Below are 19,410 nucleotides of genomic sequence, written 5' to 3'. Positions count from 1 at the left end.
TGACCCGCGCTCAGGACTTCTGACGCGCTTCGACGTCGATGGTGGACTTGTCGCTGCTGGCCGGCTGGCCGGTCACCTGCGCTGCAGGAGCCGACGAAGCGGCGGGTGCATCGGTGGTGCTGCCGTCCTTCATGCCGTCCTTGAAGCCCTTGACGGCGCCACCAAGGTCGGAACCCATGTTCCGCAGCTTCTTGGTGCCGAAGATCATGACCACGACGAGCAGCACGATCAGCCAGTGCCAGATAGAAAAAGAACCCATGGAAGACTCCTAAGAATGTGTCCGATTTTAGTCGGGCTGAATGTGACAGTTCGGATTAATGGGATTCAGCCGCGCAGCCACGGGCGGGGGCCGCCCATGACGTGCACATGGAGATGGTGGACCTCCTGCCCGCCCTCGGCGCCGGTGTTCACGACGACCCGGTAGCCGCCCTCCGGATAGGGCCTGCAGCCCTGTTCCAGCGCGAGCCGGGGTGCCAGCGTCATGATCCGGCCCATCAGCGCGGCGTCGTCGGGGGTGAGCTGCGCCATCGAGGCGATGTGCCGCTTGGGCACCAGCATGAAGTGCACCGGCGCCCAGGGGGCGATGTCGTGAAAGCCGAACAGTTCGTCGTCCTCGTAGACCTTGCGCGAAGGAATCTTGCCTTCGATGATTTTGCAGAAGACGCAGTTCGGATCAGATGACATCTTTGGGTTCCATGGGACGGCTGCCGTTCATGCGGATCATGCCCTTCACGATCCGGTAGAGAAACCACAGCGAAATGAGGCTCCAGGCGATCCAGCCCGGCACGAGAAAGAGCAGCCAGAGCCACGAGGTCAGGATGTACAGCAGGCCCGCCCACAGCACCGAGCGGATGCGCCAGCTGAAATGCGTGGCCTGCCAGGTGCCGGCCGCGTCGTCGCGCTTGATGAAGTCGATCAAGAGCGCCAGCAGCAGCAGCGCCACCGAGGCCTGCGCCCCCGGCAGGACGGCGCCAATGGCCACGATCAGGTGCAGGATGTAGCTGATCCAGCCCCAGGTCTTGAGCGAGTCGTCGGGTTCCACGTTCACGATGTCGTTGGCCATGGGACGTCCTTTCAATCGTTGGATGCCTCGCGGGCCTGCGCCTTGCGCAGGGCTTTTTCCTCGATGCCGCTGGTGCCCTCGCGGCGCTCCAGCTCCGCGATCACCTCGCCGGGCGAGAAACCGTAGTGCGCCAGCGCCACCATGGTGTGGAACCACAGGTCGGCCACTTCGTTCACTATTTTCGTGCGGTCGCCGCCATGGTCGGCATCCTTGGCGGCCATGACCACCTCGGTGGCTTCCTCGCCGATCTTCTTGAGGAAGGCATCGGGGCCCTTGTGCAGCAGGCGCGCCACGTAGCTCTTGTCGGGGTCGCCGCCGCGCGCGGGCAGGCGGCTTTCGATGACCGCAGCCAGGCGTGCGAGGGCGTCCGAGGTGTTCACTGTGGCGGTCATTTGTAGATCGACTCCGGGTCTTTCAAGACCGGCTCGACCGCGTGCCATTGGCCCTTCTCGTATTTGCTGAAGAAGCAGCTGTGGCGTCCGGTGTGGCAGGCGATGCCGGGCTCGTGGCCGAGCTGGGTGACCTTGAGCAGCACGACGTCGTTGTCGCAGTCGAGGCGGATCTCGTGCACGGTCTGCACGTGGCCCGATTCCTCGCCCTTGAACCAGAGCTTGTTGCGCGAGCGGCTGAAATACACGGCGCGCCCGAGCTCGGCGGTCTTTTCGAGCGCCTCGCGGTTCATCCAGGCGAACATCAGCACGTCGTTGCTGCCCTGTTCCTGCGCGATCACGGGCACCAGCCCGTTCGCGTCCCATTTCACTTCGTCAAGCCAATTCATGGCGGGTATTGTCCCACCGCCGGGCGGCCCTGAAGCGGATCAGGTCCGGACCGGAATGCCCCGCGCGGCCATGCGGGCTTTCGCCTCGCCGACCGTGTGCTCGCCGTAGTGGAAGATGCTGGCGGCCAGCACCGCGTCGGCGCCGCCGGTCTGGATGCCGTCGGCCAGGTCGTCGAGGCTGCCCACGCCGCCCGAGGCAATGACCGGCACGTTGACGGCGTCGCTGACCGCGCGGGTGAGCGCAAGGTCGAAGCCGCTCTTGGTGCCGTCCCGGTCCATGCTCGTGAGCAGGATCTCGCCGGCGCCGCGGCGCACCATCTCGGTTGCCCATTCGACGGCGTCCAGGCCGGTGTTCTTGCGGCCGCCATGGCTGTACACGTCCCAGCCCGCGCCGCGCGTGGCGGCTTCTTCGGGGCTGCGGCGCTTGGCGTCGATGGCCACGACGATGCATTGCGAACCGTACTTCTGCGAGGCGTCGTTGATCACCTGCGGATCGGCAATGGCCGCCGAATTGAAGCTGGTCTTGTCGGCGCCCGCGTTGAGCAGCCGGCGCACGTCGGCCACGGTGCGCACGCCGCCGCCCACGGTCAATGGAATGAAGACCTGCGAGGCCACCGCCTCGATGATCGGCAGGATCAGGTCGCGCCCGTCGCTGGTGGCCGTGATGTCCAGGAAAGTGAGCTCGTCGGCCCCCTGCGCGTTGTAGCGCGCCGCAATCTCGACCGGATCGCCGGCGTCGCGCAGCTCGAGAAAGTTGACGCCCTTGACCACGCGGCCGCCGGTGACGTCGAGACAGGGAATGATGCGTTTTGCGAGCATGGTCGGTCGTAAAGGGAAAAAATCAGGAAACGCGAAGCTGCTGCCAGCCCTGCCATTGGGCGCCGGGCGCGAGCAGCACCTGCTCGTCGATGCGCGCGGCCTCCACGCAGAGCATGTGCCTGTAGCCATCTTCGGGCATGTCGGCGAGTTTCGCACCGAGCACGGCGCCGGGGTTCCAGACCACGGTTTCGCTGCAGCTGGCGCTTTGCGCGATCTCGAGCGTGCCGCTCGGCTGCACCAGGCGCAGCGGCTTCGCGGGCGCGGCATAGACGCTGTCGAACTCGGCACTGAAATGCAGCGCCGGGGCCGTTTCCACGTGGCGGTCGTCGCGCAGCGAATCCCAGCGGTTGGCACCCTGCAGGCCTTCGAGGCGCACCTGCGCGATGTCGTCGACGCGCAGGTAGGTGTGCAGGGCGGCTGCGAAGCTGAACGGGCCATGGCCGGTATTGAGCAGCGTCAGCGCGGTGCGCAGCCGGCCCGCAGCCATGCCGATCTGCAGCCGCGCCTCGAAAGCGTGCGGCCAGAGCCTGCGCGTGGCCTCGCTGTCGCGCAGCCGCAGGGTCAGTTCGCCCGATGTGGCGTCGATCCCCCGGTTTTCCCAAGGCAGATTGCGCATGAATCCATGCTTGGGCAACATGCCGCGCTGGTTGAACTGGGGGCAGCAGATGGGCACGCCGCCGCGGATCGCCGCCTGTCCGTCGAACACCGCAGAGGGGCTCAGGTAGAGCCTTTCCGTCCCATCGGCGGTGGTCCAGGAAAGCAGCTGCGCCCCGTGCAGCGCCACGGTGAAGGCACCGCCGTCGGCGCCGGCGGCACGAAGCGCGGGCTGGCCGCGGAACTCGATCGAGCTGATATCCATTGGAGAATTGTAGGCAGCGAAGTTCCGGGCACGGAATTGGCATTGGACACTTAAGGCTTCATTGCCGCCGCGCCGGCGCCGGTTGCGTACAGGGGACCTTCTTGGATACCCTTCGCTGCCGCGCAAGAACAGGGCGCCGGCCGATGTGCGCCCGCCCCAGAACCACACACACCCCGAAGGGACACCTATGAAGAGAAAACTGCCGGCCGCCGCCTGGATCCTGATCGCCATGGTGCTCGGCATCCTTGTCGGCTACATGATCTTCACGAGCTTTCCCGACAAGAAGGCCGCGGCGCAGATCGCAGGCTACGTGTCGATTGTGTCGGACGTGTTTCTGCGCCTCATCAAGATGCTGATCGGCCCGCTGGTGTTCTCCACGCTGGTGGTGGGCATCGCGCACATGGGCGACGCCAAGTCGGTGGGCCGGGTGTTCGGCAAGTCGCTGGGCTGGTTCCTCACTGCTTCGCTGATCTCGCTGGTCATCGGCCTGGTCATGGCCAATGTGCTGAAGCCCGGCGAGAACCTGGGCCTTCCGCTGCCGGACATCGGCGCTTCGGCCAACCTGGCGACCGCGAAGTTCACGCTCAAGGACTTCGTGAGCCACATGGTGCCGAAGTCCTTTGCCGAGGCCATGGCCAACAACGAGATCCTGCAGATCGTGGTGTTCTCGATGTTCTTCGGCGTGGCGCTCGCCTCGCTCGGCGACAAGGCCAGGACGCTGGTGGCCGCCATCGACGAACTCTCGCACGCCATGCTCAAGATCACCGGCTACGTGATGAAGCTGGCGCCGCTCGCGGTGATGGCCGCCATGGCCGCCACGGTTGCGACGAACGGCCTGGGCATCCTGCTCAAGTTCGCGGTCTTCATGGGCGACTTCTACCTGGGCCTGTTCGTGCTGTGGGGCGTGCTGGTGTTCGCGGGCTTTTCGTTCCTGGGCCCGCGCGTGTTCAAGCTGCTGGCACTCATCAAGGAAGCCTTCCTGCTGTCGTTCGCCACGGCCAGCTCGGAAGCGGCCTACCCGAAGATCCTGCAGGCGCTCGACCGTTTCGGCGTGAAGCGCAAGATCTCGAGCTTCGTGATGCCGATGGGCTATTCGTTCAACCTGGACGGCTCGATGATGTACTGCACCTTCGCCGTGCTGTTCATCGCGCAGGCCTACAACATCCACATGCCGATCAGCACGCAGATCACGATGCTGCTGATCCTGATGCTCACCTCCAAGGGCATGGCTGGCGTGCCGCGCGCTTCGCTGGTGGTGATTGCGGCCACGCTCAACCACTTCGACATTCCGGAAGCCGGCCTGCTGCTGATCCTGGGCGTCGACACCTTCCTGGACATGGGGCGCTCGGCCACCAACGCGGTGGGCAACTCCATCGCGACGGCCGTGGTCGCCAAGTGGGAGGGCGAGCTGCTCTCCGAGAGCGACGCGGCGGCCAATGCGACGACGCTCGACGCCGAAGCCTCGGCCACCCTCGCCCATCCGGCCCACGCGTGAGGCTCGCCATGAAGGCCAAGGCCGCGCTGTCGTTTCTTCTTGCCGGCCTGCTGGCGGCCGCTGCGCTGGTCGCGGCGACCCCGGCCACGGCGCAGCCGCAGGCCCCGGAGACCTTGACGGGCACGCTCGCCAAGGTGCGCGAGAGCGGCACCATCACCATCGGCTACCGCGAGTCGTCGGTGCCGTTTTCCTTTCTCAATGCACGCCAGGAGCCTGTCGGCTATTCGATCGAGCTCTGCCGGGAACTGGTCACGGCCATTGAAGAGGCGGTGAACAAGAGCCTCGCGATCAAGTGGGTGCCGGTGACCTCCGATTCGCGCATCGATGCGGTCGAGCGCGGCACGGTCGATCTCGAATGCGGCTCGACCACCAGCAACCTCGAGCGGCAAAAGCGCGTGAGCTTCTCGCCCACCATCTTCGTCTCGGGCACCAAGGTGCTGGTGAAGAAGGGCTCGCCGATCAAGTCGTTCCGCGACCTGGCGGGCAAGCGGGTGGCCGTCACCGCGGGCACCACCAACGAGAAGACGCTGCGCGAGCTGTCGCAGAAGTTCAGGCTCGGCATCGACCTGCGGGTGGCGCGCGACCACGCCGATTCCTTCGGGCTGGTGAAAAGCGGCCAGGCCGACGCCTTTGCCACCGACGACGTGCTGCTCTACGGCCTGATCGCGCGCGACGCCGCCAAGGCCCAGTACGAGGTGGTCGGCGACTACCTCTCCTACGACCCCTACGGCATCATGTACCGCAAGGGCGACGCGCAATTGGCCAAGGTGATCAACGACACCTTCCAGGTGCTGGCGCAGGACGGCGAAATCGAGCGCCAGTACAAGCGCTGGTTCCTGCGCAAGCTGCCCACCGGGGAAAGCATCGACCTGCCGATGAGCGCGCAGCTGGAAGCCATCATCCAGACGATGTCGGTGAAGGCCGAGTAGCCCGCAGCCTCAGCGCACGGGCCACTCCCAGCGCGGGATCTCGCTCATGTCGAGGTTGGCGATGCGGGTTTCGCCGAAGCGCTTCTCGAGCACCACCGACTGCAGCTCGCCGCTGTCTTCGAGCGCGGCAATCAGCCGCGCGGCATGCGACACCACGATCACCTGCGACTCGCGCGCGGCCTGCGCGACGAGGCGGCCGAGCGCCGGCAGCAAGTCGGGATGCAGGCTGGTCTCCGGCTCGTTGAGCACCAAGAGCGCCGGCGGCCGGGGCGTCAGCAGCGCGGCAATCCAGAGCAGATAGCGCAGGGTGCCGTCCGAAAGCTCCGCCGCCGTCAGCGGCCGCAGCAGGCCGTGCTGGTGCATCAGCGTTTCGAAGCGGTCTTCGTTCACCCGCACCTGGATGCGGGCGCCCGGAAATGCGTCGTCCACGGCGCGGTCGAGCGCCTCGCCGTCGCCGATCTCACGGATGGTCTGCAGCGCGGCGGCCAGGTCGGCACCATCGTTGGCGAGCACCGGTGTGCGGGTGCCGAGCTGCGGCTGGCGCGCGGGCGCATCGGCGTCGGAGCGGAAGTGGTCGTAGAAGCGCCAGGAGCGCATCTGCTCGCGCAGCGCGAGCATCTCGGGTGCGGCGTGGGGATCGGCGTACTCGGTCATCATGCTGGCGAAGGCGGGAATCGGCCGGCCGATGGCCTGCCAGCCCTTGCCCTCGCGCAGGCGCAGTGCCGCGCCCCTGCGGTCGACCAGCTGCGCCGCGGGGCGCAGCAAGGGGCCGTGCCAGATGGTTTCGTGCTTGATCTCGGGGTCGCGCGAGAAGGCCGTCGCCGGGATCGGCGGCGGCAGGCCGATGTCGATGGCGTAGCCGAACTCATCGGCCTCGGTGCCGGCGAAGCCCAGCTTCAACGCGACCGGCTCGCTGCGGGTGGTGCCCTGCACCGGCGCATCGCCGCGCAGCATGGCGGCCGAGAAGCGCTCGGGACCGGCCCACAGGGTGGAGGAAAGCCCGCCCTCGCGCACCAGCGAGCGGATCGCGCCGCCGTTGGCAATCTCGGCCAGGAGCCGCATCGCGCGGTAGACGCTGGACTTGCCGCTGCCGTTGGGCCCGGTCACCACCGTGAGCCGTCCGAGCGGCACCGTCAGCTGGCGCAGCGAGCGGTAGTTGGCAATGGCAAGCGCGGAAAGCACGCCGCGCTACAGAAGAGGAAGGCGCCGGCCTCAGGCGCCGGCGAGCTCGTCCGCGCGGGCCTGCGCGGCGGCGAAGTCGAGGTCGCCCGAATAGATGGCCCGGCCGCAGATCACGCCTTCGACGCCCTCGGACTCGACCGCGCAGAGCTGGTCGATGTCGGCCATGTTCGACAGCCCGCCCGAGGCGATGACCGGAATGGTCAGCGCCTGCGCAAGCTTGACGGTGGCATCGATGTTGATGCCCGAGAGCATGCCGTCGCGGCCGATGTCGGTGTAGATGATCGATTCGACGCCGTAGTCCTCGAACTTCTTGCCCAGGTCGGCCACCTCGTGGCCCGTGAGCTTGCTCCAGCCGTCGGTGGCCACCTTGCCGTCCTTGGCGTCGAGCCCCACGATGATGTGGCCGCCGAAGGCCACGCAGGCATCCTTCAGGAAGCCGGGGTTCTTGACCGCCGCGGTGCCGATGATCACGTAGCGCAGGCCGTCGTCGATGTAGCGCTCGATGGTGTCCAGGTCGCGGATGCCGCCGCCCAGTTGCACCGGGATGTCGTCGCCCACCTCGCGCAGGATCGCCTTGATGGCCGCGTGGTTCTGCGGCTTGCCGGCGAAGGCGCCATTCAGGTCGACCAGGTGCAGCCGCCGCGCGCCGGCCTCGACCCACTTGCGGGCCATGGCGGCGGGGTCTTCGCTGAAGATGGTGGACTGGTCCATGTCGCCCTGCTTGAGGCGAACGCAGTGGCCGTCTTTGAGATCAATGGCGGGAATGAGGAGCATGGAAGTGACGCGAGTGTGCGGAATCCGGGCTGAGGAAGCTTCGGCCCGGGCGGGAATATAAGGTCAGGGATTCCAGTGGAGGAAATTTCGGTAGAGCTGCAACCCATGGTCCGCACTCTTCTCCGGGTGGAACTGGGTGGCAAAAATGTTATCGCGTGCGACGGCGGCGGTAAAGCACGCGCCGTAATCGGCCTCGCCCACGCTGTGCCGGATGTCGGCCGGCCGGGCATAGAAGCTGTGCACGAAATAGAAGTAGCTCATGTCCGGCACACCCGCCCACACGGGGTGCGGCTGGGCCTGGCGCACCTGGTTCCAGCCCATCTGCGGCACCTTGAAGCGGCTGCCGTCGGGCTGCAGCCGGCCCGCCAGGTCGAACTTGACGACCTCGCCCGGAATCAGCCCGAGCCCGTCGGTCGGGCCCTCGTCGCTGCGCGACAGCAGCATCTGCATGCCCACGCACACGCCGAAGAGCGGCTTGCTCGCCGCGGCCTCGAGCACCGACTCCTGCAGGCCGGAGTCGCGCAGTTCGCGCATGCAGTCGGGCATCGCGCCCTGCCCCGGCAGCACCACGCGCGTGGCCTTGCGCACCACCTCGGGGTCGGAGGTGACGAAGACCTGCACGCCCACCTGGTCGGCCGCATGCTGCACGGCCTGCGAGACGGAGCGCAGGTTGCCCATGCCGTAGTCGACCACGGCGACGGTATTTGCTACAGATTTCATAGCTTGGCGGCGAGGACGTTCAGAGCGAACCCTTGGTCGATGGAATGACGCCCACGGAGCGTGGATCGAGTTCGAGCGCGCCGCGCAGCGCGCGCGCAAAGGCCTTGAACACGGTCTCGCACTGGTGGTGCGCATTGACGCCCTTGAGGTTGTCGATGTGCAGCGTGACGAAGGCGTGGTTGACGAAGCCCTGGAAGAATTCGTAGGTGAGCTGGCTGTCGAAGGTGCCGATCATGCCGCTCGTGAACGGCACGTGCATCACCAGGCCGGGCCGGCCCGAGAAGTCGATGACGACGCGGCTCAGCGCCTCGTCCAGCGGCACGTAGGCATGGCCGTAGCGGCGGATGCCCTTCTTGTCGCCCACGGCCTTGGCCACCGCCTGGCCCAGCGTGATGCCCACGTCTTCCACCGTGTGGTGGCCGTCGATGTGCAGGTCGCCCTGGCAATCGATCTCGAGGTCGATCAGGCCGTGGCGGGCGATCTGGTCGAGCATGTGGTCGAAGAAGCCGATGCCGGTGGAGAGCCTGGCCTTGCCCGTGCCGTCCAGGTTGACGCTGACGGTGATCCTGGTCTCGGCGGTGTTGCGGGTGACCGATGCAGTGCGATCGGCAGTCTGGGGGGTGGTCATAGTGAGGCTTCGAGTGCCGCGAGCATCCGCGCATTCTCGTCGGCCGTTCCGACGGTGAGGCGCAGGCAGTTTGCGAGCAGTTCGTGCATTTTAGAAACGTTCTTCACAAGAATCCCGCGCGCCTTCATGCCTTCGAAGGCCTTGGCGGCATCGGGCACGCGCACGAGGATCATGTTGGCATCGCTCGGCCAGGCCTTCACGCCCGCCAGGCGGCCCAGCCCCATCATGAGACGGTGGCGCTCGTCGCGGATCTGCCGCGCCTGGGCCTCGAACACCTCGGCATGCTCGAGCGCGAACAGTGCGCACTCGCAATTGAGCACGCTGATGTTGTAGGGCGGGCGCACCTTGTCGATCTGCGCGACCAGCGCGGCCGGGCCCATGAGATAGCCCAGGCGGATGCCGGCCAGGCCGAACTTGCTGAGCGTGCGCATCAGCAGCACATGGCCATGCCGCGCGATGCGGTCGATGTAGCTCCTGGCGGCAAAGGGCTGGTAGGCCTCGTCGATCACCACCAGCCCGCCCTGCTCGCCCTGGGCCTGCACGATCTTCTCGATGGCGGCATCGTCCCAGAGGTTGGCGGTGGGGTTGTTCGGATAGGCCAGGTACACGATGGCCGGCTTCTCGCGTGCGATGGCCGAAAGCATGGCGGCCTCGTCGAGTTCGAAATCGGCCGTGAGCGGCACGCCGACGAAGCGCAGGCCCTGCAGTTTCGCGCTCATCGCATACATCACGAAGCCGGGCACGGGCGCGAGCACCGCGGCCCCGGGCACGTCGCAGGCAATGGCGAGCAGCGAGATCAGTTCGTCGGAGCCGTTGCCCAGCATCAGCGAAAAGCCCTCGGGCATCTGCGCATGCGCGGCCAGCGCGCGCTGCAGGTCGGCGCCGCGCTCGCCCGGATAGCGGTTGAGCGCCAACGCACCGAGCCGCGCGCCAAGCTCGGCCTGCAGCGCGGCCGGCAGGCCGAAGGGGTTTTCCATGGCGTCGAGCTTGACGAAGCCGCGTGCGTCCTGCACCGCATAGGCATGCATGGACTGCACGTCGGAGCGGATGCGGTCGATCGGGCGGGCGGCGGGCGAAGAAGATGTCATCGGGTGCAGCGGTAGCTGTTTCTGAGGGCGCCGGCCATGACCAGCTGAACGGGCATGTCGGCTTCGTAGCTGTCGGCGTTGCGGGTCAGCTCGGTTTGATAGAGGGAGCGTGCCATCGAAGGCTCCAGGCGCCGGCCCTCGACGCAGAAGATCGGCTTCTGGCCGTTGCGCTGCGAGGCCTCCACGCCTTCGCGCAGGCCTTCGAGCACGCCGACGAGGTAGTAGCTCGCGTAGGCCTTGCCGTCCTTTTCGCTCGCTTCCAGCGTGCGCAGCTCGCGGATGCTCATGGCCTGCGCCGAGCCCGCAGCCGCGAGCGCCAGCAGCCATGCCGTCGCGCGCGAACGATGAAAAGAACGGCGTCGAGCCATCTTGCTTTGCTCCTGCCGGCGGCGGGCGGGCTTCAGGCCCTGCGCAGCCGCATGCGCGCCGCTTCGGCGTGCGCCTGCAGGCCTTCGCCTTCGGCCAGCGTGACGGCAATGGGCCCGAGCACCTGCGCGCCGGCTTCGCTCACTTCGATGAGGCTCGAGCGCTTCTGGAAGTCGTACACGCCCAGCGGGCTCGAGAAGCGCGCCGTGCCGCTCGTGGGCAGCACGTGGTTGGGGCCCGCGCAGTAGTCGCCCAGGCTCTCGCTGGTGAAGGCGCCCAGGAAGATCGCGCCGGCATGGCGCAGCAGCGGCTCCCAGCGCTGCGGCTCGCTGCTGCTGACTTCCAGGTGCTCCGGCGCGATGCGGTTGCTGATCTCGCAGGCCTCTTCCATGCTCTTGGTGTGGATGAGAGCGCCGCGGCCGTTGAGCGAAGCCGCGATGATCTCGGCGCGCGGCATGCCGGGCAGCAGGCGGTCGATCTCGGCCTGCACGCGGTCGATGTACGCGGCGTCGGGGCACAGCAGGATGCTTTGCGCGAGCTCGTCGTGCTCGGCCTGGCTGAACAGGTCCATCGCCACCCAGTCAGGCGGCGTGCTGCCGTCGGCCAAGACGAGGATTTCGCTCGGGCCCGCGATCATGTCGATGCCCACGGTGCCGAACACGCGGCGCTTGGCGGCGGCCACGTAGGCGTTGCCGGGGCCGGTGATCTTGTCGACCGCGGGGATGGTGGCGGTGCCGTAGGCCAGCGCGGCCACGGCCTGCGCGCCGCCGATGGTGAAGGCGCGCGTGACGCCTGCCACGTAGGCGGCGGCGAGCACCAGCTGGTTCTTTTCGCCGCCCGGCGTCGGAACCACCATGATGATTTCGGCCACGCCGGCCACGTGAGCCGGAATGGCATTCATCAGCACGCTCGACGGATAGGCCGCCTTGCCGCCCGGCACGTAGATGCCGACACGATCAAGCGGCGTAACCTTCTGGCCGAGCAGCGTGCCGTCGGCATCGCGATAGCTCCAGCTCTCGCCGCTGGCCTTCTTCTGCGCCTCGTGATAGCTGCGCACGCGGCGAGCGGCGGCTTCGAGCGCATCGCGCTGCGTGGCCGGCAATGATTCGAAGGCGGCCTTGAGTTCGGCCTGCGTTAGCTCCAGCTCGGACAGCGTCTTCGCATCGAGCTTGTCGAAGCGATTGGTGTACTCCAGCACCGCCTCGTCCCCGCGCCTCTGCACGTCGGCCAGGATGTCCGCCACCACCTTCTCGATGGCCGCATCGGCATCCGCGGACCAATGCAGCCGCGCCTTGAATTCAGCGTCGAAGCCGGCTGAAGCCGTGGAGAGGCGGACGGGGGCTGCTTTCGGAGTCATGTGCGTGAAGTTCAGGCAGTGGGAATGGCCGACGCGAAGGCGTCGATGATGCGGCGGATCGGCTCGCGCTTGAGCTTGAGCGCGGCCTGGTTGACCACGAGGCGCGCGCTGATGTCCATGATGCGTTCGACCTCGACCAGGTGATTGGCCTTGAGCGTGTTGCCGGTCGAGACCAGGTCGACGATGGCGTCGGCCAGGCCGGTGAGCGGCGCGAGCTCCATGCTGCCGTAGAGCTTGATCAGGTCGACGTGCACGCCCTTGCTCGCGAAAAACTCGCGTGCAAGGCCCACATACTTGGTGGCGACCCTCAGGCGCGAGCCCTGCTTCACGGCCGAGGCGTAGTCGTAGTCGGCGCGCACCGCCACGCTGAGTCGGCAGGCCGCGATGCGCAGGTCCAGCGGCTGGTACATGCCCTGGTTGCCGTTTTCCAGCAGCACGTCCAGGCCGGTCACGCCAAGGTCGGCGCCGCCGTACTGCACGTAGGTGGGCACATCGGAGGCGCGCACCAGCACCACGCGCACGTCGGGCCGGGTGGTGGCCAGGATCAGCTTGCGCGATTTTTCGGGGTCTTCGGTGACCTCGATGCCGGCGGCGGCCAGCAGCGGCATCGTCTCTTCGAAGATGCGGCCCTTCGAGAGCGCGAGGGTGATCATGCGGCGGCTCCCGAGATGCGTTCGATGTCCGCGCCCAGGCCGCGCAGCTTGGCTTCCATGCGGTCGTAGCCGCGGTCCAGGTGGTAGATGCGGTCGACCAGCGTCTCGCCGTCGGCCACGAGGCCGGCGATCACCAGGCTGGCCGAGGCGCGCAGGTCGGTCGCCATCACTGTGGCGCCCGACAGCTGCTGCACGCCCTCGACCATCGCCACCTTGCCCTCGACGTGGATCGTGGCGCCCAGGCGCACCATCTCGTTCACGTGCATGAAGCGGTTCTCGAAGATGGTTTCGGTGACCATCGAGGCGCCGCGCGCGATCACGTTCAGGGCCATGAACTGGGCCTGCATGTCGGTCGGGAAACCGGGGTATTCGGTGGTGCTGAAGCTCTGCGCCTTGAGGTGCTCGCAGGCCGGGGCGCTGGAGCTGATGCGCACGCCGCCCTCCTGTGCCGCGACGGTGCAGCCGGCGTCGCGCAGCTTGTCGATCACCGCGTCCATGTGGTCGGCCCGCGCGTGGCGCAGGAACACGTCGCCGCCGGTGGCCGCAACGGCGCACAGGAAGGTGCCGGCCTCGATGCGGTCGGCCACCACGGCGTGCTCGCAGCCGTGCAGCTTCTCGACGCCCTGGATGCGGATGTGGCTGGTGCCGTGGCCTTCGATCTTCGCGCCCATGCGGATCAGCATTTCGGCCAGGTCGACGATCTCGGGCTCCTGCGCGGCGTTCTCGAGCAGCGTCTCGCCCTCGGCCAGCGCGGCGGCCATGAGGAAGTTCTCGGTGCCCGTGACGGTAACCATGTCGGTCAGGATGCGCGCGCCCTTCAGGCGGGTGCGCCCGGCCGGCAGGCTGGCGATCATGTAGCCGTGCTCGACCACGATCTCGGCGCCCATGGCCTGCAGGCCCTTGATGTGCTGGTCGACCGGCCGCGAGCCGATGGCGCAGCCGCCCGGCAGCGACACCTTGGCATGGCCGAAGCGCGCGAGCAGCGGGCCCAGCGCCAGCACGGAGGCACGCATGGTCTTCACCAGTTCGTAGGGTGCCTCGGGGTTGCTGAGGTCGCCCGCATCGAGCCGCACCGTGCCGTTGTCGTCGCGCTCGGCCGCAACGCCCATGTTGCGCACCAGCTTGAGCATGGTCGACACGTCCTGCAGGCGCGGCACGTTGTGCAGCGTCACGGGCTGGTCGGTCAGCAGTGCGGCGCACAGTTCCGGCAGGGCTGCGTTCTTGGCGCCGGAAATGAGTACCTCGCCGCGGAGCTGGCGCCCGCCGCGAATCAGAAGTTTGTCCATCGAATTTCCAGCGAATCAGGGCCCGGGGGCCGGAGAGTTATTTTTCCAACGCCGCCCATTCGGCCGGCGTGTAGGTCTTCATTGAGAGCGCATGCACCTCGTCGGTATGCATTTTCGCACCCAGGGTCGCGTAGACCCGCTGATGGCGCTGAATCGCGCGCTTGCCCTCAAATTCGGCCGAGACGATGGTGGCATACCAATGCCGGCCGTCGCCTTCGAGCGTGATGTGCTCGCAGGGAAGGTGGGACTGGATCAGGGCCTGGAGTTGTTCGGCGGTCATGGGAATTGGAAAGGGCTTTTCAGCCTCTGATTTTGTAGCCGATGCGCAGCAGGTGGACGGCGATGGCGCTCACCACCAGCCAGGCGGCGCCGACGATGCCCAGGCTGAGCCAGGGCGAGGCGTCGCTCACGCCGAAGAAGCCGTAGCGGAAGCCGTCGATCATGTAGAAGAACGGGTTCAGGTGGCTCACGCCCTGCCAGAACGGCGGCAGCGAACCGATCGAATAGAAAACGCCCGACAGAAAGGTCATGGGCATGATCAGGAAGTTCTGGAACACCGCCATCTGGTCGAACTTCTCGGCCCAGAGCCCGGCAATGAGCCCCAGGGTGCCGAGCATGGCGGAGCCCAGCAGCGCAAACACGAGAATCCAGAGCGGCGCAACGAAGCTCGGCATCGCGAAGAACATGGTGACCAGGAACACGCCGAGCCCCACGGCCAGCCCGCGGATCACCGACGAGCCCACGTAGGCGAAGAACCAGCCCCAGTGCGACAGCGGCGTGAGCAGCACGAACACCAGGTTGCCCATGATCTTGCTCTGGATGATCGACGACGAGCTGTTGGCGAAGGCGTTCTGCAGCACGCTCATCATCACGAGGCCCGGCACCAGGAAGGCGGTGTAGCCGACCGAGCCGTAGACCTTCACGTGGTCTTCGAGCACGTGGCCGAACACCATCAGGTAGAGCAGCGCGGTGAGCACCGGCGCGCCGACGGTCTGGAAGCCAACCTTCCAGAAGCGCAGCGTTTCCTTGTAAAGCAGCGCACGCCACCCCGTGACGGCCATCATAGGGCCCCCTTGCTCGGCACTGCGTGTCCTCGCGTCCCCCCGAGGGGGAGCTTCGCTTGCTTGTGTCGGCCCGGCGCAGCGCTCATCTCGCCACCTCCAGCGGCGTCTGCTCGCCTGCCATCAGGTCGATGAACACGTCTTCCAGGTCGGCCTTGCGCATTTCCACGTCTTCCACCGCGACGCCGGCTTCGCGGATCGCGGCCAGCAGTTGTTCGACTTCATGGGCGTTCTGCGCCGGCAGCTGCACGATGCGCCCTGTGATGCGCGCATGCTGCGCGATGGCCCAGGGCAGCATGGCGTCGGTCTTGAAGCGCAGCACGTTGCTGGCGGCCGACTTCAGGAGCTCGCTGGTGCGGTCCAGGGCGATCACCTTGCCGAGCTTGAGCATCGCGATGCGGCTGCACAGCGCCTCGGCCTCTTCGAGGTAGTGGGTGGTGAGCAGCACGGTGCTGCCCTCCTTGTTGAGCCTGGCGACGAACTGCCAGAGCGTCTGGCGCAACTCGACGTCGACCCCGGCGGTGGGCTCGTCCAGCACGATGACCGGCGGCTTGTGCACCAGCGCCTGCGCCACCAGCACCCGGCGCTTCATGCCGCCCGAGAGCTGGCGCATGTTGGCCGTGGCCTTGTCGGCCAGGCCCAGGCTTTGCAGCAGCTCGTCGATCCAGGCCTCGTTGTTCTTGATGCCGAAGTAGCCCGACTGGATGCGCAGCGATTCGCGCACGTTGAAGAACGGGTCGAACACCAGCTCCTGAGGCACGATGCCGAGCTGGCGCCGGGCCTCGGCATAGTCGCGCTGCACGTCGAAGCCATGGACGCTGATGGCGCCGGCCGTGGGGCGGGACAGGCCGGCCAGCATGCTGATGAGCGTGGTCTTGCCCGCGCCGTTGGGCCCGAGCAGGCCGAAGAACTCGCCCGGCTCGATCTGGAAGCTGACCTCGTCGACGGCGCGCAGCCCCTGCTTGCCTTGGGCCCGCTGCTGTCTGGAGGGAGGGTAGGTCTTGGAGACCGATTGGAATGAGATCGCGGGCATGGGAGCCGGCGATTTTACGGGCCCGCCCCGCAGGCCGCTTGGCGGCGGCCGGATGCCCTGACGCGGCCGCTGCCGGGCCGCCGGCGGTCAGGGCGCCGCCGGCAGCAGCCCCGCAATGCCGTAGAGCGCTGCCAGTTCGCGTAGCCGCGGCGAAAGCCCCTTGACCGCGAAGCCCCGGCCGAGCGCGCTCGATTCGCGGCGGCACTCCAGGAGCACCGCCAAGGCCGAGGAATCGAAATGCGCGAGCGCGCTGGCGTCCACCACCGTGGATGTGTCGGCCTGCCCCGCCAGCCCCTGCTGCAGCATGCGCATGCAGGCCGGGGCTTCGTCGTGGGTGAGCTTGGAGGGCAGGACCAGCATGGCCTCAGCTCTTGCCGTTGTTGCCCTTGTTGCGCGCCGCCAGCGCCGCAATCAGGCCGTCGATGCCGCGCGCGTTGATTTCCTGCGCGAACTGGGTGCGGTAGGTGTCGACCAGCCAGACACCCAGCACATTGAGGTTGTAGACCTTCCAGCCGCCGCCCTGGCCGGGCGTTTTCTCGAGCCGGTAGTCGAGCTGCACCGGATCGCCGCGGCCCTTGACCTCGGTACGCACCAGCACGTCGGTGTCTTCAGGCGAGCCGCGGAACGGGCGCACCGTGACCGTCTGGTCGCTCACCTGGTCGAGCGCGCCGGCATAGGTGCGCACCAGCAGGGTCTTGAATTCTTCCTGCAGCTTCTTCTGCTGCTCGGGCGTGGCCTGGCGCCATGCCGGGCCGACGGCGGAAGCCGTCATGCGCTGGAAGTTGACGTTGGGCATGATCTTGCTGTCGACCAGCACCATGATCTTGTTGATGTCGCCAGCCTTGATGGAGGTGTCGGCCTTGATGGTCTCGAGCACATCGGTCGACAGGCGCTTGACGAGCGCATCGGGCGCCTCGTCGGCGGCATGGGCCGGGCGCACGAAAGCCGTCGCGGCACCGAAAAGCAAGGCACTGGCCAGCACCAGGCGGCCGAAGCCGCGTCGTTGCAAGATCTTGTTGTTCATGGCAATTCCCTCAAGTTGAAAATCCAGAAGGCGCAATGGAAGCTGCGCCTGCCGGAAAGAACGTGTTCGACAGGCCCCCGGCCGACCGGGTTCCTGAAGCGCAGGTGAAGCCTTGAAACCGGATGCAAGCAGGAAAACCGCCCGTCCGTCCGCGAAAAGCCTCTATCCGCACCTTTTTGTGCTTTATTTCCCACCCTCGTCGTCAGGGGGGTTGCCGTCGTAGACGTCGTTGCGGCGGTGCTGCAGGAAGGCGTCGCGCGTGAAGGTGTACTTGTCGAGTGCCGCATCGTCGAGCAGGCGGCCGGCGCGCAGGTACTTCGCCCGCGTATCGACGGCTTCCACGAACGACAGCGAATTGCGCCAGGCCACGTCGTTCATGTTGCCGAGCACGCTGCCGGCACGGTCGACCGGCAAGGCGGCCGTGTCGCGCAGGGTCGACGGGCCGAACACCGGCAGCACCACGTACGGACCGGCGCCCACGCCCCAGCGGCCGAGCGTCTGGCCGAAGTCTTCCTCGTGGCGGTCGATGCCCGCCTCGGTGGCAATGTCCAGCAAGCCGCCCAGGCCGAAGAAGGTGTTGACGTTGACCCGCATGAAGGTCTCGGCGCTGTTCTGCAGCTTGAGCTGGGCCACGCTGTTGACGAAGCTCCAGACATCGCCCAGGTTGCCGAAGAAATTGCCCACCCCGGTGCGCACCATCGAGGGCAGCACACGCTGGTAGGCGGTGGCCACGGGCACGAGCACGGCCTCGTCGACCGTGTCGTTGAAGCGCGTGACGCCCCGGTTGAACGGCTCGAAAGGGTCGGCCGGATTGGCGTGGGGCCCGCTCGCGCAGCCTGCAATGAGCGCAAGGGCGACGGCAACACTGGCCCAGCGGGCATGGTTTGCTATCTTACTGATAGCAAAAGACGGGGAAAGGGCTGTTTTCATTTCTTGTTGGCTGTTCCCGGCGTCGAAGTATTTCCTTCGGCCGCCTTGCTGTAGAGGAACTGGCTGATCAGGTTTTCCAGCACCACGGCCGATTGGGTCGAGGTGACGGTGTCGCCGGCTTGCAGGTTCTTCTCCTCGGCGCCCGCCTCGATCCCGATGTACTGCTCGCCGAGCAGGCCACTGGTCAGGATCTTGAGCGAACTGTCCTTGGGAAAACTGTAACGGTTTTGCAATGCCAGTGTGACGCTGGCCTGAAAAGACTTGTCGTCGAACGAGATGGACTCCACGCGGCCGACCACCACGCCCGCGCTCTTGACCGCCGTTTGCGGCTTGAGCCCGCCGATGTTGTCGAAACGCGCGGTGACGTTGTAGGTCTTCTGGAAATTCAGGCTCAGCAGGTTGGCCGACTGCAGCGCGAGGAACAGCAGCGCCGCGCCGCCGATCAGCACGAACAGGCCGACCCAGATGTCGTTGTTGGAACGTTGCATGGTTTGCACTCTCTAGAACGATTGGAGCCGGGGCTCCTTCAAATACTGAACATCATGGCGGTGAGCAGGAAGTCGAGCCCGAGCACCGAAAGCGACGCCATCACCACGGTGCGCGTGGTCGCGCGCGACACGCCTTCGGGCGTGGGCTGGGCCTCGTAGCCCTGCAGCAGTGCGATGAAGGTCACGGTGAAGCCGAACACGATGCTCTTGATCACGCCGTTGCCCACGTCGCGCCAGACGTCGACGCCGCCCTGCATCTGGCCCCAGAACGCGCCCGGGTCCACACCCAGCATCAGCACGCCCACCACATAGCCGCCCATGATGCCGACCGCGCTGAACACGGCCGCCAGCAGCGGCATCGTGATCACGCCGGCCCAGAAGCGCGGCGCAAGAATGCGCTGCACCGGGTCGACCGCCATCATCTCCATGGCGCTGAGCTGCTCGCCGGCCTTCATGAGGCCGATCTCCGCGGTGAGCGAAGTACCGGCGCGCCCCGTGAACAGCAGGGCCGCCACCACCGGCCCGAGCTCGCGCACCAGGCTCAGCGCCACCAGCAGGCCGAGCGCCTCGGAAGAACCGTAGCGCTGCAGCGCGTAGTACATCTGCAGGCCCAGCACGAAGCCGACGAAAAGCCCCGACACCGCAATGATGGCCAGCGAATAGTTGCCGAGAAAATGGATCTGGTCGCGCACCAGGCCGAAGCGCTGCAAGCTTCGTGCCCCCTGCACCAGCAGGCGCAGGAACAGCTTGGCGCCGTAGCCCAGGTCGGCCAGCTTGCTGCGAACCGCAAAGCCGATGTCGGCGGGCTTCCACCAGCTCATGCCTGCCCCCTCGCTCGGCACTTCGTGTCCTCGCTGCCCCCCGAGGGGGCCTTCGC

Annotated in this window: 26 protein-coding genes; 2 read left to right on the top strand and 24 right to left on the bottom strand. The window is 66.9% G+C overall.

The window, feature by feature from the left end:
• Positions 1-10: 10 nt before the first annotated feature.
• From tatA to ACAM58_RS06040, 7 genes are all read right to left on the bottom strand, one after another.
• Positions 11-259, bottom strand: a complete 249-nt coding sequence (tatA, locus tag ACAM58_RS06070) for a Sec-independent protein translocase subunit TatA (protein ID WP_018906514.1) — start codon at positions 257-259, stop codon at positions 11-13.
• A 65-nt stretch (positions 260-324) separates the two neighbouring features.
• Positions 325-684 carry a histidine triad nucleotide-binding protein gene (locus ACAM58_RS06065; protein ID WP_012746328.1) on the bottom strand — a complete coding sequence of 120 codons (360 nt, stop codon included), beginning with the start codon at positions 682-684 and terminating at the stop codon, positions 325-327.
• Entirely contained in the window at positions 674-1,063 is a 390-nt protein-coding gene (locus ACAM58_RS06060; RefSeq protein ID WP_012746327.1) for a membrane protein, read from the bottom strand. The genes ACAM58_RS06065 and ACAM58_RS06060 overlap by 11 nt, the downstream gene beginning before the upstream one ends.
• Positions 1,064-1,074: 11 nt before the next feature.
• Positions 1,075-1,455, bottom strand: coding sequence for a phosphoribosyl-ATP diphosphatase (locus ACAM58_RS06055; protein WP_012746326.1), 381 nt, complete (start codon positions 1,453-1,455; stop codon positions 1,075-1,077).
• Positions 1,452-1,850, bottom strand: coding sequence for a phosphoribosyl-AMP cyclohydrolase (gene hisI / locus ACAM58_RS06050; protein ID WP_174545073.1), 399 nt, complete (start codon positions 1,848-1,850; stop codon positions 1,452-1,454). Before hisI ends, ACAM58_RS06055 begins: the two co-directional genes overlap by 4 nt.
• A gap of 30 nt (positions 1,851-1,880) precedes the next feature.
• Positions 1,881-2,660, bottom strand: coding sequence for an imidazole glycerol phosphate synthase subunit HisF (gene hisF, locus ACAM58_RS06045; RefSeq protein WP_012746324.1), 780 nt, complete (start codon positions 2,658-2,660; stop codon positions 1,881-1,883).
• A gap of 22 nt (positions 2,661-2,682) precedes the next feature.
• Positions 2,683-3,519, bottom strand: a complete 837-nt coding sequence (locus ACAM58_RS06040; RefSeq protein ID WP_369664273.1) for a D-hexose-6-phosphate mutarotase — start codon at positions 3,517-3,519, stop codon at positions 2,683-2,685.
• 187 nt (positions 3,520-3,706) lie between these two features.
• On the opposite strand from ACAM58_RS06040, the gene ACAM58_RS06035 reads away from it, so the two are divergent.
• Both ACAM58_RS06035 and ACAM58_RS06030 read left to right on the top strand, forming a co-directional pair.
• The gene (locus ACAM58_RS06035; RefSeq protein ID WP_369664272.1) at positions 3,707-5,014 is read left to right on the top strand and encodes a dicarboxylate/amino acid:cation symporter; all 1,308 of its coding nucleotides are present in this window, start codon (positions 3,707-3,709) and stop codon (positions 5,012-5,014) included.
• A gap of 8 nt (positions 5,015-5,022) precedes the next feature.
• Complete coding sequence (locus tag ACAM58_RS06030; protein ID WP_369664271.1) at positions 5,023-5,943, top strand: amino acid ABC transporter substrate-binding protein; 921 nt, start codon at positions 5,023-5,025, stop codon at positions 5,941-5,943.
• Between the two features lie 9 nt (positions 5,944-5,952).
• Here ACAM58_RS06030 and ACAM58_RS06025 read toward each other — a convergent pair whose 3' ends face one another.
• From ACAM58_RS06025 to mlaE, 17 genes are all read right to left on the bottom strand, one after another.
• Positions 5,953-7,125: an AAA family ATPase gene (locus tag ACAM58_RS06025; RefSeq protein ID WP_018906515.1), complete on the bottom strand. Its 1,173-nt coding sequence runs from the start codon at positions 7,123-7,125 to the stop codon at positions 5,953-5,955.
• 30 nt (positions 7,126-7,155) lie between these two features.
• Positions 7,156-7,899: a 1-(5-phosphoribosyl)-5-[(5-phosphoribosylamino)methylideneamino]imidazole-4-carboxamide isomerase gene (gene hisA / locus ACAM58_RS06020; RefSeq protein ID WP_012746319.1), complete on the bottom strand. Its 744-nt coding sequence runs from the start codon at positions 7,897-7,899 to the stop codon at positions 7,156-7,158.
• A gap of 63 nt (positions 7,900-7,962) precedes the next feature.
• Positions 7,963-8,619: an imidazole glycerol phosphate synthase subunit HisH gene (gene hisH, locus ACAM58_RS06015; RefSeq protein ID WP_018906516.1), complete on the bottom strand. Its 657-nt coding sequence runs from the start codon at positions 8,617-8,619 to the stop codon at positions 7,963-7,965.
• Between the two features lie 19 nt (positions 8,620-8,638).
• Positions 8,639-9,247 carry an imidazoleglycerol-phosphate dehydratase HisB gene (gene hisB / locus ACAM58_RS06010; RefSeq protein WP_018906517.1) on the bottom strand — a complete coding sequence of 203 codons (609 nt, stop codon included), beginning with the start codon at positions 9,245-9,247 and terminating at the stop codon, positions 8,639-8,641.
• Positions 9,244-10,335 carry a histidinol-phosphate transaminase gene (hisC, locus tag ACAM58_RS06005; protein WP_018906518.1) on the bottom strand — a complete coding sequence of 364 codons (1,092 nt, stop codon included), beginning with the start codon at positions 10,333-10,335 and terminating at the stop codon, positions 9,244-9,246. Before hisC ends, hisB begins: the two co-directional genes overlap by 4 nt.
• A complete protein-coding gene (locus ACAM58_RS06000) occupies positions 10,332-10,703 on the bottom strand; it encodes a hypothetical protein (protein ID WP_062363035.1) in 372 nt (123 codons plus the stop codon). The genes hisC and ACAM58_RS06000 overlap by 4 nt, the downstream gene beginning before the upstream one ends.
• Before the next feature lie 32 nt (positions 10,704-10,735).
• Positions 10,736-12,058 (bottom strand): histidinol dehydrogenase, encoded by a 1,323-nt coding sequence (gene hisD / locus ACAM58_RS05995; RefSeq protein ID WP_012746314.1) that lies wholly within the window; start codon positions 12,056-12,058, stop codon positions 10,736-10,738.
• A gap of 11 nt (positions 12,059-12,069) precedes the next feature.
• Complete coding sequence (gene hisG, locus ACAM58_RS05990; RefSeq protein WP_012746313.1) at positions 12,070-12,711, bottom strand: ATP phosphoribosyltransferase; 642 nt, start codon at positions 12,709-12,711, stop codon at positions 12,070-12,072.
• Positions 12,708-13,997 carry a UDP-N-acetylglucosamine 1-carboxyvinyltransferase gene (gene murA, locus ACAM58_RS05985; RefSeq protein WP_062363038.1) on the bottom strand — a complete coding sequence of 430 codons (1,290 nt, stop codon included), beginning with the start codon at positions 13,995-13,997 and terminating at the stop codon, positions 12,708-12,710. Before murA ends, hisG begins: the two co-directional genes overlap by 4 nt.
• 37 nt (positions 13,998-14,034) lie before the next feature.
• Positions 14,035-14,277 carry a BolA family protein gene (locus ACAM58_RS05980; RefSeq protein WP_012746311.1) on the bottom strand — a complete coding sequence of 81 codons (243 nt, stop codon included), beginning with the start codon at positions 14,275-14,277 and terminating at the stop codon, positions 14,035-14,037.
• Between the two features lie 19 nt (positions 14,278-14,296).
• A complete protein-coding gene (locus tag ACAM58_RS05975) occupies positions 14,297-15,061 on the bottom strand; it encodes an ABC transporter permease (protein ID WP_012746310.1) in 765 nt (254 codons plus the stop codon).
• A gap of 82 nt (positions 15,062-15,143) precedes the next feature.
• Positions 15,144-16,091 (bottom strand): ABC transporter ATP-binding protein, encoded by a 948-nt coding sequence (locus ACAM58_RS05970; RefSeq protein WP_012746309.1) that lies wholly within the window; start codon positions 16,089-16,091, stop codon positions 15,144-15,146.
• A gap of 87 nt (positions 16,092-16,178) precedes the next feature.
• A complete protein-coding gene (locus ACAM58_RS05965) occupies positions 16,179-16,451 on the bottom strand; it encodes a lipid asymmetry maintenance protein MlaB (protein WP_012746308.1) in 273 nt (90 codons plus the stop codon).
• A 4-nt stretch (positions 16,452-16,455) separates the two neighbouring features.
• Positions 16,456-17,115, bottom strand: a complete 660-nt coding sequence (locus ACAM58_RS05960; protein ID WP_012746307.1) for a phospholipid-binding protein MlaC — start codon at positions 17,113-17,115, stop codon at positions 16,456-16,458.
• 183 nt (positions 17,116-17,298) lie between these two features.
• On the bottom strand, positions 17,299-18,045 hold the full coding sequence (locus tag ACAM58_RS05955) for a VacJ family lipoprotein (RefSeq protein ID WP_062363040.1): 747 nt from the start codon (positions 18,043-18,045) through the stop codon (positions 17,299-17,301).
• Positions 18,042-18,533, bottom strand: coding sequence for an outer membrane lipid asymmetry maintenance protein MlaD (gene mlaD, locus ACAM58_RS05950; protein WP_012746305.1), 492 nt, complete (start codon positions 18,531-18,533; stop codon positions 18,042-18,044). The genes ACAM58_RS05955 and mlaD overlap by 4 nt, the downstream gene beginning before the upstream one ends.
• Positions 18,534-18,571: 38 nt before the next feature.
• Positions 18,572-19,354: a lipid asymmetry maintenance ABC transporter permease subunit MlaE gene (gene mlaE / locus ACAM58_RS05945; protein WP_018906525.1), complete on the bottom strand. Its 783-nt coding sequence runs from the start codon at positions 19,352-19,354 to the stop codon at positions 18,572-18,574.
• Positions 19,355-19,410: the final 56 nt, after the last annotated feature.

Origin of the sequence: Variovorax sp. V116 (genome assembly GCF_041154435.1) — a bacterium.
Taxonomy (GTDB): Bacteria; Pseudomonadota; Gammaproteobacteria; order Burkholderiales; family Burkholderiaceae_C; genus Variovorax; species Variovorax paradoxus.
Note: the sequence above shows the minus strand (reverse complement) of the source record. Positions and strands in the feature narration are given on the sequence as shown.

Bases quoted from the DNA above. Each gene is read 5' to 3' on its own strand.
- tatA (WP_018906514.1), bottom strand. From the start codon at position 259: ATGGGTTCTTTTTCTATCTGGCACTGGCTGATCGTGCTGCTCGTCGTG.
- ACAM58_RS06065 (WP_012746328.1), bottom strand. From the start codon at position 684: ATGTCATCTGATCCGAACTGCGTCTTCTGCAAAATCATCGAAGGCAAG.
- ACAM58_RS06060 (WP_012746327.1), bottom strand. From the start codon at position 1,063: ATGGCCAACGACATCGTGAACGTGGAACCCGACGACTCGCTCAAGACC.
- ACAM58_RS06055 (WP_012746326.1), bottom strand. From the start codon at position 1,455: ATGACCGCCACAGTGAACACCTCGGACGCCCTCGCACGCCTGGCTGCG.
- hisF (WP_012746324.1), bottom strand. From the start codon at position 2,660: ATGCTCGCAAAACGCATCATTCCCTGTCTCGACGTCACCGGCGGCCGC.
- ACAM58_RS06040 (WP_369664273.1), bottom strand. From the start codon at position 3,519: ATGGATATCAGCTCGATCGAGTTCCGCGGCCAGCCCGCGCTTCGTGCC.
- ACAM58_RS06035 (WP_369664272.1), top strand. From the start codon at position 3,707: ATGAAGAGAAAACTGCCGGCCGCCGCCTGGATCCTGATCGCCATGGTG.
- ACAM58_RS06030 (WP_369664271.1), top strand. From the start codon at position 5,023: ATGAAGGCCAAGGCCGCGCTGTCGTTTCTTCTTGCCGGCCTGCTGGCG.
- hisA (WP_012746319.1), bottom strand. From the start codon at position 7,899: ATGCTCCTCATTCCCGCCATTGATCTCAAAGACGGCCACTGCGTTCGC.
- hisH (WP_018906516.1), bottom strand. From the start codon at position 8,619: ATGAAATCTGTAGCAAATACCGTCGCCGTGGTCGACTACGGCATGGGC.
- hisB (WP_018906517.1), bottom strand. From the start codon at position 9,247: ATGACCACCCCCCAGACTGCCGATCGCACTGCATCGGTCACCCGCAAC.
- hisC (WP_018906518.1), bottom strand. From the start codon at position 10,335: ATGACATCTTCTTCGCCCGCCGCCCGCCCGATCGACCGCATCCGCTCC.
- ACAM58_RS06000 (WP_062363035.1), bottom strand. From the start codon at position 10,703: ATGGCTCGACGCCGTTCTTTTCATCGTTCGCGCGCGACGGCATGGCTG.
- hisD (WP_012746314.1), bottom strand. From the start codon at position 12,058: ATGACTCCGAAAGCAGCCCCCGTCCGCCTCTCCACGGCTTCAGCCGGC.
- hisG (WP_012746313.1), bottom strand. From the start codon at position 12,711: ATGATCACCCTCGCGCTCTCGAAGGGCCGCATCTTCGAAGAGACGATG.
- murA (WP_062363038.1), bottom strand. From the start codon at position 13,997: ATGGACAAACTTCTGATTCGCGGCGGGCGCCAGCTCCGCGGCGAGGTA.
- ACAM58_RS05980 (WP_012746311.1), bottom strand. From the start codon at position 14,277: ATGACCGCCGAACAACTCCAGGCCCTGATCCAGTCCCACCTTCCCTGC.
- ACAM58_RS05975 (WP_012746310.1), bottom strand. From the start codon at position 15,061: ATGATGGCCGTCACGGGGTGGCGTGCGCTGCTTTACAAGGAAACGCTG.
- ACAM58_RS05970 (WP_012746309.1), bottom strand. From the start codon at position 16,091: ATGCCCGCGATCTCATTCCAATCGGTCTCCAAGACCTACCCTCCCTCC.
- ACAM58_RS05965 (WP_012746308.1), bottom strand. From the start codon at position 16,451: ATGCTGGTCCTGCCCTCCAAGCTCACCCACGACGAAGCCCCGGCCTGC.
- ACAM58_RS05960 (WP_012746307.1), bottom strand. From the start codon at position 17,115: ATGAACAACAAGATCTTGCAACGACGCGGCTTCGGCCGCCTGGTGCTG.
- ACAM58_RS05955 (WP_062363040.1), bottom strand. From the start codon at position 18,045: ATGAAAACAGCCCTTTCCCCGTCTTTTGCTATCAGTAAGATAGCAAAC.
- mlaD (WP_012746305.1), bottom strand. From the start codon at position 18,533: ATGCAACGTTCCAACAACGACATCTGGGTCGGCCTGTTCGTGCTGATC.
- mlaE (WP_018906525.1), bottom strand. From the start codon at position 19,354: ATGAGCTGGTGGAAGCCCGCCGACATCGGCTTTGCGGTTCGCAGCAAG.